Annotated in this window: 15 protein-coding genes; 9 read left to right on the top strand and 6 right to left on the bottom strand. The window is 58.0% G+C overall.

The genetic code is table 11. The features are described 5' to 3' along the window. Nucleotides 1-4: 4 nt before the first annotated feature. From Q9K01_RS15260 to Q9K01_RS15270, 3 genes are all read right to left on the bottom strand, one after another. Entirely contained in the window at nucleotides 5-835 is an 831-nt protein-coding gene (locus Q9K01_RS15260; RefSeq protein WP_067505959.1) for an HNH endonuclease, read from the bottom strand. 173 nt (nucleotides 836-1,008) lie between these two features. Continuing rightward, complete coding sequence (locus Q9K01_RS15265; protein ID WP_305930989.1) at nucleotides 1,009-1,518, bottom strand: transposase; 510 nt, start codon at nucleotides 1,516-1,518, stop codon at nucleotides 1,009-1,011. Further along, entirely contained in the window at nucleotides 1,515-1,937 is a 423-nt protein-coding gene (locus Q9K01_RS15270) for a DUF2026 family protein (RefSeq protein ID WP_305930990.1), read from the bottom strand. The genes Q9K01_RS15265 and Q9K01_RS15270 overlap by 4 nt, the downstream gene beginning before the upstream one ends. A 140-nt stretch (nucleotides 1,938-2,077) precedes the next feature. On the opposite strand from Q9K01_RS15270, the gene Q9K01_RS15275 reads away from it, so the two are divergent. The 5 genes from Q9K01_RS15275 to Q9K01_RS15295 all read left to right on the top strand — a co-directional run bounded on the left by Q9K01_RS15275 (nucleotide 2,078) and on the right by Q9K01_RS15295 (nucleotide 6,963). Next, the gene (locus tag Q9K01_RS15275) at nucleotides 2,078-3,343 is read left to right on the top strand and encodes a three-Cys-motif partner protein TcmP (protein WP_067505964.1); all 1,266 of its coding nucleotides are present in this window, start codon (nucleotides 2,078-2,080) and stop codon (nucleotides 3,341-3,343) included. Nucleotides 3,344-3,520: 177 nt separating this feature from the next. Then, nucleotides 3,521-4,522 (top strand): HD domain-containing protein, encoded by a 1,002-nt coding sequence (locus Q9K01_RS15280; RefSeq protein WP_197459509.1) that lies wholly within the window; start codon nucleotides 3,521-3,523, stop codon nucleotides 4,520-4,522. A gap of 23 nt (nucleotides 4,523-4,545) precedes the next feature. Then, nucleotides 4,546-5,499: a nucleotidyltransferase domain-containing protein gene (locus Q9K01_RS15285; protein ID WP_067505970.1), complete on the top strand. Its 954-nt coding sequence runs from the start codon at nucleotides 4,546-4,548 to the stop codon at nucleotides 5,497-5,499. 59 nt (nucleotides 5,500-5,558) lie between these two features. Continuing rightward, on the top strand, nucleotides 5,559-6,383 hold the full coding sequence (locus Q9K01_RS15290) for a DUF5131 family protein (protein ID WP_067505984.1): 825 nt from the start codon (nucleotides 5,559-5,561) through the stop codon (nucleotides 6,381-6,383). 4 nt (nucleotides 6,384-6,387) lie between these two features. Beyond that, complete coding sequence (locus Q9K01_RS15295) at nucleotides 6,388-6,963, top strand: hypothetical protein (RefSeq protein ID WP_156491076.1); 576 nt, start codon at nucleotides 6,388-6,390, stop codon at nucleotides 6,961-6,963. Between the two features lie 221 nt (nucleotides 6,964-7,184). Here Q9K01_RS15295 and Q9K01_RS15300 read toward each other — a convergent pair whose 3' ends face one another. Continuing rightward, on the bottom strand, nucleotides 7,185-8,342 hold the full coding sequence (locus Q9K01_RS15300; protein WP_082837553.1) for a tyrosine-type recombinase/integrase: 1,158 nt from the start codon (nucleotides 8,340-8,342) through the stop codon (nucleotides 7,185-7,187). Nucleotides 8,343-8,528: 186 nt separating this feature from the next. Here Q9K01_RS15300 and Q9K01_RS15305 point away from each other — a divergent pair, with 186 nt between their 5' ends. Beyond that, nucleotides 8,529-9,476: a hypothetical protein gene (locus Q9K01_RS15305; RefSeq protein ID WP_063612554.1), complete on the top strand. Its 948-nt coding sequence runs from the start codon at nucleotides 8,529-8,531 to the stop codon at nucleotides 9,474-9,476. On the opposite strand, the gene Q9K01_RS15310 is transcribed toward Q9K01_RS15305, so the two are convergent. Beyond that, nucleotides 9,473-10,456, bottom strand: a complete 984-nt coding sequence (locus tag Q9K01_RS15310; RefSeq protein ID WP_063612553.1) for a ParB/RepB/Spo0J family partition protein — start codon at nucleotides 10,454-10,456, stop codon at nucleotides 9,473-9,475. The two genes, Q9K01_RS15305 and Q9K01_RS15310, sit on opposite strands and share 4 nt — an antisense overlap. Before the next feature lie 180 nt (nucleotides 10,457-10,636). Beyond that, nucleotides 10,637-11,845: an AAA family ATPase gene (locus Q9K01_RS15315; protein WP_063612552.1), complete on the bottom strand. Its 1,209-nt coding sequence runs from the start codon at nucleotides 11,843-11,845 to the stop codon at nucleotides 10,637-10,639. Nucleotides 11,846-12,366: 521 nt separating this feature from the next. On the opposite strand from Q9K01_RS15315, the gene Q9K01_RS15320 reads away from it, so the two are divergent. The 3 genes from Q9K01_RS15320 (at nucleotide 12,367) to Q9K01_RS15330 (ending at nucleotide 17,512) form a co-directional block, all read left to right on the top strand. Beyond that, nucleotides 12,367-13,665 (top strand): replication protein RepA, encoded by a 1,299-nt coding sequence (locus Q9K01_RS15320; protein WP_063612551.1) that lies wholly within the window; start codon nucleotides 12,367-12,369, stop codon nucleotides 13,663-13,665. Nucleotides 13,666-14,158: 493 nt separating this feature from the next. Beyond that, complete coding sequence (locus tag Q9K01_RS15325; RefSeq protein WP_305930991.1) at nucleotides 14,159-14,998, top strand: DUF7146 domain-containing protein; 840 nt, start codon at nucleotides 14,159-14,161, stop codon at nucleotides 14,996-14,998. 63 nt (nucleotides 14,999-15,061) lie between these two features. Further along, nucleotides 15,062-17,512: a strawberry notch-like NTP hydrolase domain-containing protein gene (locus tag Q9K01_RS15330; protein WP_063612712.1), complete on the top strand. Its 2,451-nt coding sequence runs from the start codon at nucleotides 15,062-15,064 to the stop codon at nucleotides 17,510-17,512. Nucleotides 17,513-17,606 lie beyond the last annotated feature (94 nt).

Consider the following 17,606-nt stretch of genomic DNA (forward strand, 5'->3'; position numbering starts at 1 on the left):
AAGATCAACCCTCCAGACGAGGCCAACACTCATCAAACGAGCGACCAGTTCTGTGCCAAATGTTCTGACGACGGACAACCTGCAGCACCTCGTTGCCGTACGCCATCGTGAAGAAGGCATAGGGCACGTTGTCGGTTCCCGCGCGGCGACGCATGAGCATGAGCACGATCAAGTCGTTCCGGACTGGGCCCGGTATGATGGTCCGGAACACCGGAAACTCCGCAACGAAGTTACGCGTGTGATCCTTGTCCCTGATCCAGCCATAAGTTCCGCGGAAGTTCGGAACTTCGACATCGGGAATGAGCGTCAGGCCGATCTTCACCAAGCCTTTAAGCGCCGCCACAGGCACGTAGGTGTCGCGGTGTAACTCGAACTTCAATCGCCTTTCGGACTCGTCCACCTCGAAGAACGGCTCGTCTTCATACTCGCTAAGTTGGAAGCCTGATCCGTCGCTTTCGACACGCCAGCCCTTATTCGGGCCAGGCTTTTTGATCGTCGGCACGCCGCTTCGGCCCCTGATGCGTGACAAGGTGCGCATGGGTTTGGTCCAGTTGCCGAGGTGGTTCTCGATACCTTCGCCGAAAAGGTGGTTGCAGGTGTCGCATTCGTAGTTGCTGAAGAGGCCCGTGTTGCCGAACGCGGCGGGGAGAGCGTGTGCTTCGTCCTTGAACGTCACCGCCGGTTCCTCCCGATCGCAAAACCGGCAGTGCCTCGGGTGATCCGGGGCGCCCAAGATTACCTTCACGCCGGGTTCGAGAAAGACAGGTTCTGCACCTGCGTAATGCGCATCGTAAAAGTCGGCCGCTTCGGTAACGGCAGCAGGGAGGTCAGTCACTGAGAGATCCGATCAAGGTGCGCAGCTGGACACCCGCAACAACCATGATTTTTGCGCCGTGATTGGGCGGGTTGCGGGGATTGCTGCGAGGGACGCTATTGGAAGGTCTGGATTGGCCACTTTTCGGCGATGTTCTTTGGCCTTTCAGCCCTTTCTGCGGATTTCAGGTGCACCTATCCCGTGGCTGCGCACCGCTCGTGGAAGATCAGGCGGTCGAAGTTGTAGGCCAGATTGGCGAGCGTGAGTTTGGCCTGCGCGCGGGCAATGCCGATGGTGCGGATGAAGAGGCCATAACGGTTCTTCTGGTGGGCGAAGACATGCTCGACCCTGGCCCGGACTGCTGACTTTGCAGCATTCGCGCGCGCCATGTTCTCGGGCATCGGCCGGCCCTTGGGCTTCCGGCGATGGATGCGGCTTTTGAGCATATTGGCCTTCAGCCATGCTTCGTTCTTCTGGCTGCGATAGGCGCTGTCAGCCCAGACATCTGCGGCGGTGTTGCTCGTGTCGATTACGCGCCGCAACTGGCGCCCGTCGCTCTCTGTCGCCGATGTCACCGCTGCCTTGCGGATGAAGCCATAGCGTCGGTCGATGCTGATATGCGACTTGTAACCAAATACGGGCGTTGCGATCTGCGGCAGCGGCGTGCCATCGGGGCGATAGCGGATCTTGCCGCCGATCTTCACCGTCCAGCGCGCATCGACATCCTTCTGGTGAGCCTTATTCGGCTTGCCGCGCCAGATCTGCCTGGCCGACCTGCCGGCTTTAACGCCTCTTGATATAGAGGTGACATGAAATCGATGACGTGCGTCTCAGTTTGAACCCACATATGAAAGCCGTCTTCATCAAAATGGACGATGCCACCGCCATCACGTCCAAAAAGCATATTCTTGCCGGGTTCGACACAGAGGGCGAATCCACCGGCCACCGCTCGCGCCGGAATTTTGTAGTGTTTATTCATGATCAGCGCCCCGATGCAGGCGAATAAAGTACACGCCTTTCCTGGGTTACCTTCCTCTTTGATGGTGCCATGGATGACTTGATGGATACGGTTGAAGGCAGGCAAAGGTAGGGCAAAGTTGGGCATCATATATCTCTGCATCATTCCAACGTGTTAGAGCCACTGGATATTCGTTCTGGACGAGTGCGACGGAGCTTCCAGCCTAGTGCGGATTGCCAACATAATGGTCAAAGCTGTGAGTGATGCACTTCACGACCGGAAAGAATCTGCCTACCTACTGAGGAATGCCCACGAACCATTACAACTGGGAGATCGGTAAACCCCCGCCGACTATAGGTCAGCACAGTCTCGCGAAACACCGCATAATCGATCGGTATCTGCGTGAGTATGTCAAAATCTGTACCGCCACTCCTGTGCAGGAGAAGCTCAATCTTGCTGTAATCGATGGCTTTTGCGGCGGGGGTGTTTACGACTTCTTGGGTCAGCGGGTTCCGGGCTCTCCACTGGTCCTTCTCAATGCCATCACAGAGATGGAAGACAAGTTAAATGGATCGAGGCCGAAAGGTTTTGAGATCCGTACTGATTTCGTTTTTATCGATCTGGACCGAAGGAACACCGAGTTCTTGCGCGGCGAAATCGAAGCCTCGCCGTTTGCCGACCGGTTGGACAAATCGATTTTCATTTGGACTGACGACTTCAACGACCGCGTGCACGACGCGATAGCAACCGTCAAACGCCTTTCCACAAAGGGTCGCTCGATATGGTTACTTGACCAATATGGCTGGAGCGATGTTGCTTTTCGCTCGATGAGGCAGATCTTGGCCGAGCTGGAGAAAGCCGAGATATTCCTGACCTTCAGCGTGGACAGCTTGATCGATTACATGAGCGAGAAACGCCTCGAACAGCGCGGCTATCGCGATGTTGAGCTCGACCCGGGGTTCATCCGTGAAATATTGGCAGAAAAGGGCGAGGGAGATGGTTGGCGAACCCTCATACAAAACAGCCTCTACTCTCATCTCGTCGAGAAAACCGGAGCAGAATTTTACTCCCCCTTTTTCATTCATTCGACTGAGGCGCATAGAAGCTACTGGTTCCTTCATTTGTCGCGCCACCGAGAAGCCCGAAATGTTATCGGTACGATTCACTGGGAAGAAAGCACAGTTTCGCTGCATCATGGACGTGCTGGTCTGCAGGCCCTCGGATTCGAGCGAGATGCCGATCCACGCCAGCTCGACCTGCCCTATGGTTTTGATGGTGCAGCAAGGGAAAGGTCCATTTCAACTCTTATGGAGCAGATCCCTAGAAAGATCAGCGACGCGATAGATGCGGACCTAGCTCCATCGCTGGAAATGCTGTTCGGTCATCACTGCAATGATACGCCGGTGACACGAGAGATCATCGAGCAAGTGCTTCTGATGCTGAGGGACGAGAAGGAAATCGTCATCGAGGATGCAATCGGCAAGGAAAAACCGCGCGCGAGATCGGTTGCATGGACGGACAGATTTGTGAGAGCGAGGCAGCGCTTGCTGTTCAGCAAGCTGGGAACGTGATCGGCGTATGAGGCCACAGATGCCATCGCTTGGCGAAAATCCGATGCGATGATAGAGCATCGAAGCGAACTAAAATGCGAGTCATTTTCGATGTATGCGGATGCTGAGTGGGTAGGTGACGATGAGTGGGAGCGGTTGCCGCTTTTTCCCAATCTCCCGCCGTGTCCCTCGGTCTTGATGAACGCCGATGCGAGCTTTTTTGCCGACCCTTTCCTAACCGAGCTAGCGTTATCGAAGCCTTTGCAAAGATTGAGGGATATCGGCTTTCTCGGAGCGCTTGACTATATCAAGGTATCGAATGGGAGCGACGCGCACAGACGGCGGCACAATCGATTCGATCATTCCTTAGGAGTGACCGAACTGGCGCTGCTTTATGCGGATATTCGAGGGCTGACGCGCAGGGAAACTCGTGTGCTGGCAGCGGCGGGTCTTCTTCACGACATTGGCCATGGTCCGCTATCCCATACGCTAGAGCCGATCTTCAAATCTACCTTTGGGGTCAATCATCATGAGGCGGGTCTCTCGATCATGTATGGAGAGACATTGCTCGGCCGTGAAATACCGTCGATCATGGCCGCCTATGGCGTTGATCTGGATGAAGTGCTGGCGATGATCGAAGGAAAGCATGAAGGCGAACATTCCTTCTTGTTTTCCGGCCCAATCAATCTCGATACGATCGAGGGGATAAGCCGCTCGCGGATGTTCGCCGCGAAAGCAACGCGACCGTTCAATCCCAAGCGCCTAGTGGCCATGATCGCTGCCAGCGATGAGTGGCCTACCAAGGCAGCCGACGATTTTTGGCGACTCAAGGATGAAGTCTACAATCTCATCATTCATCATCCGGATGGTCTACTCTACGACGGCCTGGCACAAGCCTACATGTCGCACGAAATTCATCGATTTAGGCCTGAGTGGTTCCAATTCACCGAACAGAGATTGAGAGACCGAGCGCCCACCCTTTTTCATATCTTTGCTTGGGCGCGGAGTTCTAAGCGAAGAGCCTACAGACGCATATGCGAGCTAAGCCCCAAGCTCTTCGAATTTGAGGTCAAGGCTCCGACGCGGAAGTTTGACGTGATAGACAAGGTGCGGGTGCAAGGGAGCACGGACTTGGTCGCGAGATACGCGCAAAGCAAAAGCAGTCGCGGTGTAACGATCGCGCATCTAATTGGATCATAAAGAAGAGAAGAACGAATAGCGTGATGGGGCAAACGCCGGCGGCAGTGACCGCATTCGATCTAACGAAGCAGCGCTCGGAAGAGGGGCTTGCACGCATGCGTGAGATCGTAGCTTCCCAGATCGGTAGTGATGATCGTTTCGTAGTGGGCGTCAATGGAAGTTATGCGCGACGAGAAGTGACGAGTGGTTCAGACGTCGACTTGTTCGTCCTGTTTCGCAAAGATGCGATTACCGAGGCGGGCCGTCTGCAAGAAGCGGTCAGAGCTGCATTATCGGAGGCCGACTTCGAAATGCCATCAAGCGGAGGAGTTTTCGACGAACCACTGGCGATCAGCGCTCTTACGCAAACAATAGGCGGGCAAGGCGATTCCAATGTCTCGATCACCCGTCGGATGCTTCTGCTCCTCGAAGGTGAATGGATCTTCGGTGAGCAAACATTTGACGACGCCCGCAACCGTCTCCTCGCTCAGTATATTCCAGACTCAATCCGATCAGAACAAATCGCCATGTTCCTGCTCAACGATATCATCCGCTACTGGCGAACGATTTGCGTTGACCTCGAGCACAAGGTACTCATTGGAGGGAAGCCCCGGGCAATCCGGCTTATAAAGCTGCGATTTTCAAGAATGCTTCTGTTCGTCGCGGGCGTTCTCGCGGTTGGCGAGACTTTCGGTGTCGATCGTGACGAGAAACTCCGGCGCCTGAACGAATTGCTCGCCATCCCGACCTTCGAACGAGTCGATCATATCGTGGGTGAGAAGGCAGCTCCGATACTCGAGATCTATTCCGCGTTTCTGCATGCTTTGGACGATCCTGAAATACGTGCGGCGCTCTCCGTGCAATCTCCAGAGGGCGAAGACAGTCCGGAGTTCGAAGCACTCCGGGCGAAAGCGCAGGAGTTTCGCGATCTTCTGCTCGTGATGCTTCGGGACCACTTTGGCGAAAGCAATCCGACATTGTCTGCCTTGATGCTCTAAAAAGGGTGGCCAGACGGCCGAATAGCTGCCATTTTTGAGATTCTTGGCAGGAGATGGGCGTGGCAAAAAACTCGAAAATTGAATGGACTACGCACACCTTCAACCCTTGGTGGGGCTGCGTCAAGATGTCTCCGGCCTGCAAGTTCTGCTATGCTGAAAGCTGGTCCAAGCGTCTTGGCGAGCAAGTGTGGGGCATTAACGCAGATCGTCGCTTTTTCAGCGAACGACACTGGTCAGAACCAATCGCGTGGAACCGTCAAGCCGAGCGCGAAGGTGTCCGCGCGCGTGTTTTTTGCGCATCCATGGCAGATGTCTTTGAGGATCGTCGTGATCTCGATGGTGAACGCACAAAACTCTGGAAGCTCATTGAAGCGACACCGGCGCTCGATTGGCTGCTGCTGACCAAGCGGCCAGACCTCGTCTCGTCTTTTGTGCCTTGGGGTGAGGAATGGCCCAGCAATGTATGGATAGGCACGACGGCCGAAAATCAAGAATGGGCGGACAAGCGCCTGCCTGAGCTAGCTGCTTTGCCTGCGAAGGTGCGATTCATCTCGGCGGAGCCTTTGCTTGGTCCTGTAGCCCTGGGAGAATGGGCGAACTCGCTTGATTGGGTGATTACCGGCGGCGAGAGCGGACCAAAGGCCAGGCCTTCAAGCCCGTCCTGGTTTCGCGCTCTCCTTAATGATTGCATGGCGGCAGATATCCCGTTCCACTTTAAGCAATGGGGAGACTGGTCGCCAGGCCAAGGGATTAATCTCGCTAAGGCGCGCCAAGCGGCCGAGGCAGATGACGGAACAAAAATGTACCGGGTCGGCAAGAAAATAGCTGGTCGACACCTCGATGGCGAAACTTGGGACGGGCTGCCAAGGATCGATAGAGCGTAGCACAGTGGGAGCAAGGGTTACCTATTGCACTGCGCCGGGCAATACAGTCCCCTACCCACCGCTATTCGATGCAATACGCCAGAACCATGGTTTCGTTGATACCGACGGCCATCCCGAACGAATAGACGAAATCCCGGAAGTGGTTTGGAGCGATTCCTTGCGGTCGCTGCTTCTCGATCTTGCTTCGCCGGCTTCGGATTTCATTTCGCTTGGCTGTGATATGGGCGAGGACAAGAAGCCCGAGAGACGGCTTTCAACCCGCTCGGTAGCGGGCGGATATGTACAAATCATGGCGCGGGATCGCGAGCAACAAGGCGTCCCCGCATTGCAACCGCTCGCAAAGACGATTGAGGCACACCTAAAACAGGAAAGTGGCAACGATAATTGGGAAGCGGAATTGGCGCTGGTGCCAGTTGTTTTGGCAAACGAAAATGAAGTCATGTTGCAATCGATTTGGGTTTGGTTCCACGCGCGCGCTTCAACTCTTGAGCGTGCTCGAAGTTCACGCGAACGATTGTTGATTGCTTTTCGCCATGCTCTTCGAAAGTCTCAGAGTGATACATCGACCGAAAGAGGATAGAGCCTTTGTTGGGACCACATCGCCTAAGCGACAGGAATAGATCAAAGCCGGCGCAGACTATACCCAAGGCTCCGCGTCGTTAAATGACGGCTTTCGGACTGTCGGTGCGACAGCCTCTACGTCCGGCATGAGGCCGCGAAGCCGACATCGCTCCTGTTGAGTGAGAACCCGAAAAAGCGACTGCCATAATCTCTTGGACGACCTACAACAGTCGCGCCGAATCAGCCCGACGAGAACCGCTTCGCAAGCCGCGCGCTGGCCCCGCTTTGTGCGGCAAGCCTCGCCCCGTAGCGCATGACCGTTGCTGGATCGCGCCAGCGATAGGCCTGCATAATCGCCGGTAGCCCCTCCCCGGCCGCAAAATTGTCCTGCGCTACCCCGACGCGGACCGAATGGCTCGAGATGTCGCTAACCCACTGCTCGAGCCGTTGCTCGCTCGTTTCACCGAGCAAGCCCTTGGCGTGCGCGGCGCGGACAAGCCTGCGATAGATCAGCGTGATGCTGTTGGGGTGCAGCGGACGATTGCCGACCCGGCTCACCGAGCCGTCGAAATGCACCTCGACCCGTCGCAGCAGCGGTCCCGAGCGGATATCTGTCGCCTTTTTCCAGACGCGGATCGCTTGCATCGTCGCCGGGGACAGATAGGCATAGGCCCCCTCCCCTTCGGCATCGGTCTTGCTCGAGGGGATGAACAGCACCCCTGCCCCGCCCTCGCCCGCCTCGATATGATCGATCTCGATCGCCACCAGCTCGGAACGCCGACAGGCGGTGTCGTAGGCGACCCGCAGCAGCGCGGCATCGCGCAGGCCTAGCCAGTCGCGCCGACAGGCCTTCAGAAGATGCGAGAGACACACGCCCGTAGGTGGTCCGTCGAGGTCGGCGATATCGCCCTTGTAGCGTATCCCCTTAGCTTGGCGCTGGCGGGTGCCACGCGCACGGCGCATGGCCTTCAATTCGAGCTTCACCAGCGGTGCCGCGGTCGGATCGGTCAGCCCCGCCATCCTATAGGCCATTCCGACATGGACGAGATAGCGCGCGATTGTCGCGGGCGCGCGTCTCTTGATCGGGGTGCGCAGCCGACGCTCGGTTTCCAGGCCGCCAAGCGCCCTCACCCATTTCGCGACCAGCTTCCCGTCAGCGTCGGAGGCCCTCACCCTGTTCGCGCGACACCAATCGCCCCAGAGGCCAAGATCGGAAAGAAACGCGCGTTTGGTATTGGCCGACCACGCGCGCGCCGCCGCGTCGATCATGGCCGGATCGATTGCCGTTTTAGCGTCGGCGAGCGCGGCGACGGTCGCGATCACGGGCTCGCTCTCGCGATCGGCAAACCCGTTCGACGCGAGCGCTGAAACGCCGTTCGGAGCGATTTCGGAGGCCATTTGGTGGTTTTGTGCCAATCCTGTCAGCTTGTCTAGTAGTGATAAGCAGGCATTATCAACATTACGTGCCTTCCTCAGTGGACTGAACCGCTCGTTTTAAGCTACTATTGATACATGTCACGTCCGGCTCGTCCTCTTTGTGCGATACTCTGGTCGCCCGATCTGGTCGATGAGTTCGGCCGAACGATGGCATCGATCGGTCGCCTTGACGCCCGGATATCCGCCAGTTCGGTTGCCCCCGCGTGGATGCTGCGAGCCAGCTGGACCGGCTACGCCACAGCTCTGAGGCTGCAGCGGCACGAAATCGACGAAATCGACGTAATTTCACATTTCACCGGCGTTTCGATCCCGGGCCGCCCCCCCGTTGTCACCGCGGGCGATCCGTTCGGCGCTTACGCCGATTGGGCCGCAGAGCTGGCAGCCGGTCACGACCGTCATTGGCGCGAGGACATACCCTTTACCTTCGACATTCCCGATGGCTGGCGCGACGCCCCTCCCCTCGCCCGCGCCCTCGCCGTTCTCGATTCCTGGTCGCGGCAGGATAACACGCCCGCTCCCTGGCTGGCGTTTCCCAAGTTGCTGCGGCGAATGAATTTGACCAGGAACCCACTCCCTTGCCTGGTGACCGGCGACCCGGGCCTTCGCTTTCTTCACGGCACGCGGGAAGCCCAGCTTAAGCGTTTGCTCAAATCCTTGCGAGAACTAGCCGACGAAGGGTTGCGGCGTCTCGGCCGCCTCGAGGGCTATCGTATGCGCTACGGCGCTGCTGTCGGTGCCGAGCATCGTCCGGGCCATCTTCCCCGGTTAGGAACCTTGGCACTCGAGACGCCCTTCCTGGCCGCGCGAACACTTGTTGACCGATTTGACATCACACTCTCGGGAGCCGGGAAGCTCCTCTCAAGAGCGGCTGAAAAGGGTCTGCTGGTAGAAACAAGCGGTCGGACGAGCTGGCGTCTCTATGTTACTCCCGATGTCGGGATTGCCTTGGGGATTGTTGCACCCCCGCGCGGGCGTCCGCCCTCCCCGTCGCGCTCGTCACCGGCCCTCGACACTGTTCTTGCCGAGTTTGACAGAGAAATGGCGGAGATCGATCAGATGCTGTCGGATCATTCGCGAAAGCACACCGAAACTTAGAGAAGCTTTTCGATCGCCGCCATGATCGTCGTCTTATTAGCTCCTGAATTCGGGAGGATCTTGATGGTGAGCCCTGCCCCATTGGTCGGCCTGGTCACCGAGAGCATCGGAACACCGGATTTGGTCGGCACGGTTTCGGTCTGGACCTTCGTCCTCGGCTTGCCAGGCGCGGTGGTCGCCCTGATCAGGCGTTTAGCCGTCTCAGGCCCGGAAAGCGGTTCGCTCCCCGAGCTGCGTTCAGCAAGGATCGCCTCCGTCTCCTTGCGCATCGCCGAAAGCGAGCGCATTTCGTTGGCAAGCGGCTTAAGGTCTCGCGCGATGCGCACGGTGATGTCGTGACGATCGGCAAAAGCTACGATGAGTTCCTCGGGTAGCCGCGCGACGTTGAGCATCCGGCTGAGCCAGGACTTCGATATGTTGAGGTGCTCGGCCATCTGGGTAAGCGAGCCCTCGTAGAATTCGGACAGCGCCGCTTCGTACTCATGAGCGCGCTCCCAGTCGGTGATGTCCTTGCGCGACCGATTCTCGACATCCGATACCCGGAACGCCTCCTCGTCGGTAAGTTGCTGGACGGTCACCAGATAATCGAACTCTGGATGGTTGTGCTCGCGCAGCCACTGCACCGTCCACCAGCGCCTGACGCCGGCAATGATCTCGTAATCATGCTCTGGGTCGTCGCGCAGTCGCCTGACGATTGCCGGGATGCGCTGCTTTTTCGCCGAAAGGAAGGCGTCGATGAGATCGCGGCAACTCTCCTCCGATAGATGATCGAGATCGCGATTGTGGAGACGCCATGGCCGGCAGCGGGCTGGATCCACGAACTCCGTGCGATCCGTTACAACCTTACCCGATGCCAGGCGATTGAGCGCCTCGCTGCGACTGGCCATTATGCTCCTTGCCGGCGCCGCCTCCCCCTCCTCGATGTCATCATCGATCGATTCGGTAAGCAGCGAACCGAAGCCCTTATTACCCTTGGCCAAGACTCAATCTCCTTTCGTGTGTTGCCGTGGCGGCAGTTTGTTGCCACGTGGCAACGGCACTCTGAATGGTCTCGTACACCAGCTGACCATGGCAATGCGCCGGCACCGGCACGGGACTCGCCTGATAGCTATATCTCATTGATTCAGAACGACCTTCCAGATCGTTGCCACGTGGCAACATCATGCCATCACCTCCCCTGCCCGGCTCGCCCAGCTGCCGATAACTTCCTGCTCGATCTCCTCACAAACCGCATTGAGGTACTTCACGCACCGCATGTGCACCTCGCGTGACGTTACCGGCCGATCGAGCTCGAAAACGGTCTTGAGGCGTGAACTCGCATTGTCGATTTCGGCGCTCGTCGGCATTATCGATGTAAGCAAAGACCCGCCGAACACATCGCGCATCATGGCCAGAAGCTCGCGATGCATCGACTTGTTCTCGTCGACGCGGCTCGCGACCACGCGGATGAAATTGTAGGCCGGTCGCGCCCTGCCCCCCAACTGCTCGAGCTGTTCCATAGTGGTTCTCGCCATATCGACGAAGGATACAGTCGAAGAGAAGTCGATCACGCTTGGCGGCATCGGGATCACCATGGCATTCGCTGCCTGGAGAACCGCCATCGACACCATTCCGAGAGCCGGCGGCGGATCCATGATAACGACATCATAGTCGTGAACGACCTCGCCGATCGCATTCGAAATCAGATCAATCACATCGAAGCTTCGCGTCTGAGCCAGGTGCGCAGCTATCTCATACTCCAGATTATAGAGCTTGAGATTTGAAGGGATAAGGCTGAGGCCGTGAAAGTGCGTGTCCCGGATGATCGAGCGGACCCCGAGCAACTCGGGGTCGTGAAAATGCCCGTAAAGCGTATCGTTCTCACCGAGATCGATATCGGGACGATATCCGAACATCATGGTCGAGCTGGCCTGGCTGTCGCAGTCGACGAGCAAGGTCCTGTACCCCTTAATCGCAAAGTGCTGCGCAAGGTGCACCGCGATCGTCGACTTGCCGACGCCGCCCTTGAAGTTCGACACCGAGATAATCGCCGGCGTGTCTTCCGGATCGCGCCAAGGCCTTGTTCCGAAAACCTTGCGCATCTTATCAAGCTCGGTGAGATTGTACGGCAAGCGGTGACCCGAAGGGGTGCGACTGCGCTCGGGCAAACGGCCATCGCGTTCGGCCTCTCGGATTGCCGATGCCGTTCGATCGACGAGTTCTGCGGCCTTCGAGATGGGGAAGGTTGGGCCCGCCTTCTCTCCGGTTTCGGGATCGAGCGCGTGTGTCTGGAGCCGCTTGAGAATTGCCAGTGACTTGCGATGAAGGGAACGGAGATCATCGGTTGCTGAGCTGCCTGGAAGCCCATCGGCTGAAATCTTGGTGGCCATCTACTATCCTTCTTGGAAGTCTGGACATCAATTTAGCCCGAGTTGACGCTTTCAGCAACGACTTGGCCAAAAAACTTACAGCTACACCGATGATCTCCGAGCCACTTGCGGGCAGTCGCGGGCGAGTAAACGCGTTCGCCGATGATCTTCGAGCCCTTTTGAACTGCTTGATCCAACCATCGGACTCGCAAAACCGAGCTGTGGACGAAAACCGATGATCTCAGAGCCAGGCCGATGAACTCAGTGCAGAAATGCAATGATCTCGGTGCCTAAGAACCGATGATCTCAGAGCGCATACCTACTTATAGAGAATCTCCTCCTTCGAATCCGATTCGCAATCGGTTAAATTTTGAGTTTGAAAGTTTGATATTGGCATGTTTTGCTCAACGGACCCGACATCATCGGTGATTTTGCAGGTTTTCGGCCACAAATCGTCCGTAAATCGCCAAAGGGCTTGATTTAGCCCCCCAACCCTGTTGTTGATCCAGCCACCGAGGCCCGCCGAATCGGGGGAGGGGACTATGACGCAGGATGACAAGAAACCGGTTGGCCACCAATACGCTCTGGCAATGCTGGCTGGCGGCGAGAAACAGGTCCGTACACTTGCCGAGCATGCTGGCTCGCAACTGACGCTCGACGCATTCCTGAGAGTTCAGGACGAAAACCCGGTGCCGGCGTTTCTGCATTCGGCGTTATGCGCCATGTCGCTCCCAACAAAGCGCCCCAAGGACGAGTTCGAACCGATCATTCGCGAGGACGGTCGCTATGCGCTGGCAATCAATCCCCGGCCGGTGCTGCAGGAGATCGATGGCAAGCGAGTGATGAAGAGTCTGGGTGTTCCTTTCGGATCCTATCCCCGCGTGGCGCTAATCTACATGCTCTCGCAAGCGGTTCAGCAACGGTCGCGCGATGTTTATCTCGGCCGCAATTTCACTGATTGGATGCGGCGTCTCGGATATCAGACGATTTCATACGGGCCACGCGGTACTGCCAATCTGATGAAGCAGCAGGTCGATCGGTTGCTTGCCTGTGAATGGCAGATCAGATGGGACGGCGCCGATACGGACCAGAACGCCTTTGCCGTCAGGGATGTAAAGATTTCCAGCGAATATGCCGGCTCGCTGGACAAGGACGGTGCCTTCGCTCGCGAAATCAGAATGTCGGAGGTCTTCTATCAGCATCTCGTTGAACATGCGGTTCCACTCAATGAAGTGGCGATCCGAGAACTGAAGGGAGCGCCGACCGCGCTCGATCTCTACACCTATCTTGCCTACCGGCTCCCCCGTGTTACCGCCGAGCGCGGCCAGGCACTCTCGTGGGACCAGTTGGCCAAGCATTTGGGCAACGCCGCGGACAGCAAACGATTTCGCCAGACCGTCCGTGAAACAATGCAACTTGTTACATCAGTCTATCCGAACGCCAATGTCGATGTTTCGGGGAGGAAGGTCGTCCTTTATCCTTCACCAGCGCCGCTCGAGAAGAAGCTCGTTGGAGCCCATCTACGGCTCGTTGGAATCGAACCGCGCAGCAAGCGGAAAGCCCTGTCCAAAAGGACAGGCGAAGCAGAGGGCAGGGCGAAGACGTTGCCGGAAGTCGAAACCTTGGCGTTTCCGTCAGGGTCGCTTCAGTATGGAAAGCGCGAAGAAGCTTTTTTGCGGATTGGCCGCGAAAAGGGTGCTCCCTGGGATGTCGATCTGATGGCGAGCCAATTCCGCAGTGGCTGCCCGGACTTCGAACGCCCTCGAACCGAGAAAGAATGGCTTCGCATCTGGGAAAGTTTCGTCATCTCCTATGCCAAGCGGAGAGCCGCGCACCAATAGGAGCGGTGCACTTACGCCCATACGGACGATCGCGCAGAGGCACCAACCTTCTCGTGTGGTGTCCCGCCACCGTTGCCATATAGTCCTACGATACGCGCATCGTCGGCTTCTTGGTTTCACGGGGACACCGAGAACACAATGAATCTTGCCACATTCCCGGCGAAACGGGATTTCCGCTACTATTGAGCAGAGGCAATTCCTGGGAAGGCTTGATTGCCCTCCGGTCGATCCGCTTGTGCGTTAACTCCAAAAACCAGAACCACGAAATTCGGGATAAAGCACTGACGAACCTCTCGACCTTGGCCTCTTGTGTTGGCTGAGAAAGGAACATTGACCCTGGAATCAGAAAAAGATTTTTCACAACCACACCTTTGGCGTGATTTGAATATCGCCAGACCCCCTGAGACCGGCAAGCATGGTGCAAGTATCAACACTCGTCTCGGTTTCATTCTTAAAAGTGGAGGAAGAGGTTCGGGGTAAAGGAGGAGCAACTATGCTGACCTGTCTGAGCCCAACTCAGGAAACAATCGACACGGTAGCAGGACTTCGCGGCAAGTGGCATGGCAGCTACGCCATGTGCCGATGTCCAGCACACCGCGACAGCACGCCGTCCCTCTCGATCAGGCAGGGCCAGCACGGAATACTGGTACACTGCTTTGCCGGATGCCAAAATGAAGACGTACTGCGAGCAATCTCGCGAACGCGGCCCGTATTCAATTCGCCAGCACCCAAATTTCAGCCAAGTCCATCGTCAGCGAATGCGCGGCGAATATGGGACCAGGGCCGGGAGATCTGCGAAACGCTCGCTGAGGCATACCTGAAATCGCGCAATCTTCCGTTGGATCTCCGCGATATCCGTTACCACCATAAATGTCCGTTCGGACGCAAACCCAATGCCGTCTTCAGACCCGCGCTTCTCGTTGCGGTGAGGGATCGCCTGGAGATCATGGCAATCCAGCGTATCGCGCTCGGATCGAAAGGGCTGTGCCACAAAGGCAAATACATGCTTGGGCGGCCGGGGATGGGCGCCTGGTCACCGTCGTTCAAAGGCGCCACGCTCGGCCTTGCGGAGAGCATGGAAGATGCAGTCGCCTACACCAGGATCAAAGGAATTCCGTGCTGGAGTACGCTCGGAGCCGAACGCCTGGCTCTTGTCCGAATACCGGACGGCGTAAAGACGGTCGTGATCGCCGAGGACAACAACAGGGCAGGGCGGCTTGGCGCACTGGCGGCAATTGAGGCGTACGCGACTAAAGACCGGACGGTTCTCCGCGATCCTCCGCCACGAAAGGCGGGCGACTGGGCCGAGGTGAACGAGAACACTGGAGGATAGGACTGCGGTTCGAGGGGGAGGGGAGAGGGAAGCTTGGTTGCGGATCAACATCAGGAGCAGACCGTGACCGACCTATTCGAACAATCCGACCACCGCCTCAAGGGGGCGATCGAGGAAGTCGCCCAGAACATCGCAGGCTCGATCCTTTCGAAGAAGAGCCTCTTTGCGATCATGGAGCAGCTGCACGGCTGCACATCGGCGAATGGATCCTGGACGCAGCGCGATGCCTACGATTTGCTTGAGGCGGGGCTGGCGCTTCATCTTTCGGCGCGTTCGACACCCTTGCTCGAAGATGTGCCTGCGCTGTCGGAACTGGTCGACTCGCTGCCCACCCACACCGTTCGAAGCGAAGATCAGATCCGCTTCCAGCAATTCTCGACGCCGGCCGATCTGGCGGCGCTCGCCGTGATCGCCGCGCAACCCCGCAGCACTGACATCGTCCTGGAACCGAGTGCCGGGCATGGCTCTCTCGTGAGCATGTTGCCGGCTGTCGCGCAGCTCCACCTCAACGAAATCGATCCTCGTCGCCGTGCGAAGCTGTCGCTTCTTTTCGAAAGAGCCACGATCACCGGCTTCGACGGTGCGATGCTGACGTCCCTTTCGGCGCACGACCTCCGGCCAACGGTGATCTTGATGAACCCGCCGTTTTCGCGTTCGCAGGGCAGGGGGGTCGACCAATTCGCAGCGGTCCGTCACCTGCGCGCGGCCTTGGCGAAGTTGCTTCCGGGCGGCCGCGTCGTTGCCATCATGCCTGACTGGTTCACCCCCAGCGCCAAGATGCTGCGGATCTACGAGGAAACCTTCGCAAACTGCACGGTGCAGACATCCTGCAGGCTCGCCAAATGCTATCACAAGCAGGGCACGAGCGTGGCGGTCCGGTTGCTGGTCATCGACAAGGTTCCGGGCAATTCGAAACCGTCCTTGATTGCACGCGACACCGTCTCCGAGCTTGCCGAATGCTTTTTGATCGTGAAGCGGATCGACCCCGCGACAGCGCCGCCGGCACGACCCACCCGGATCAAGCCGAAGGCGACAAGCCTGTTCAAGTCGATGCGCGCCAAGCCGCGCACCACGCCTAAGATCGAGCGCAAGCTTGCGGCGCGCGAGATCGTCACGGTGGACTATGCCAAGCTGGAAGCGCCCCGCGCGCTCGGGGCGCAATCGGGCGTCTACGTTCCCTATCGGCCGAGCCGGATCAACATCCAGGGCTCCCGGAAACACCCGACACCCCTCGTCGAGAGCGTCGCCATGGGATCGATCCCGGCGCCGGTGCCCGATTACATACCGCGGCTTCACGATTGCATTCTGAACGAGGCGCATCTCTCCGAAGCGCAGCTCGAAACGATCATTTACGCCGGCAACGCCTGGACGCAGTTTCTTCCGGGCAAGTTCGTGCCGTCAGAGGAGGGGGTGGGTCTTTCGCTGTCCGAGAACGGCAAGGCCTATCGGAAGGGCTATTTCTTGGGCGATGGGACCGGAGCGGGGAAGGGGCGCCAAATTGCAGCCTGCATCCTCGACAACTGGTTGGCGGGCCGCAGGCAAGCGATCTGGATATCCAAGAACGAAAGCCTCCTCGAAGATGCCCGCCGCGACTGGGCCGCGATCGGCGGGCTCCCCGCCGACATCCAACCGCTCTCCAGCTGGAAGATCGACCAAGAACTTCCCTTCCGCGACGGCATCGTCTTTGTGACCTATCCAACGCTGCGCAGCCAACGCCAGGATGCGACACGCCTGAAGCAGCTGCTCGACTGGGCTGACACCGACTTCGACGGCGTCATCGCCTTCGACGAAAGCCACGAGATGGGCGGCGTGGCAGGAGGCGAGGGCGCGCGCGGCGCGAAGCCGGGTTCCCTGCAAGGGATCGCCGGTGTCCTGCTCCAGAACCACCTCCCCGATGCCCGCGTTCTATACGCGTCTGCCACGGGCGCATCCGACGTCAACAACCTCGCCTATGCCGTTCGCCTCGGCCTCTGGGGACCGGGAACCGCATTCTCGAACCGCGAGGACTTCATCAGCCAGATCCGGTCGGGCGGGATCGCCGCGATGGAACTGGTGTCCCGTGACCTGAAGGCGCTGGGCCTCTATCAGGCGAGGGCACTGAGCTTTGCCGGTGTCGAATACGAGGTGCTCAAGCACGATCTGACAAACGATCAGATCGGCATCTACGACACCTATGCGGACGCCTGGGCGATCATCCATCAGAACATGGAGGAGGCACTGGCGCTTACAAACGTCGTCGACGATCTCGACGGCGACACGCTCAACAGCGGCGCAAAGGCCGCGGCCCGCTCTCGCTTCGAAGGCGCCAAGCAACGCTTCTTCAACCAGGTCCTTCTCTCCATGAAGCTGCCGACCCTGATCGCCGCAATCAATGGCCATATCGACGACGACAAGGCGATCGTCGTCCAGCTCGTCTCCACGGCCGAGAGCATTCTGGACAGGCGTCTCGACAGTCTATCTCCCGAGGAACGCGCCGAGCTTGATCTGGACCTCAGTCCTCGCGAGTATGTCTAATGTTGAGCTCAGCATTAGACATATTCTTTGCAGTCGCAGTTTATGTCGAGCGTCGCAGCCGGAGGCGCGGGATTGCGTCGGTTCGTCATGATTT

Origin of the sequence: Qipengyuania benthica, assembly GCF_030717865.1 — a bacterium.
Classification (GTDB): Bacteria; Pseudomonadota; Alphaproteobacteria; order Sphingomonadales; family Sphingomonadaceae; genus Qipengyuania; species Qipengyuania benthica.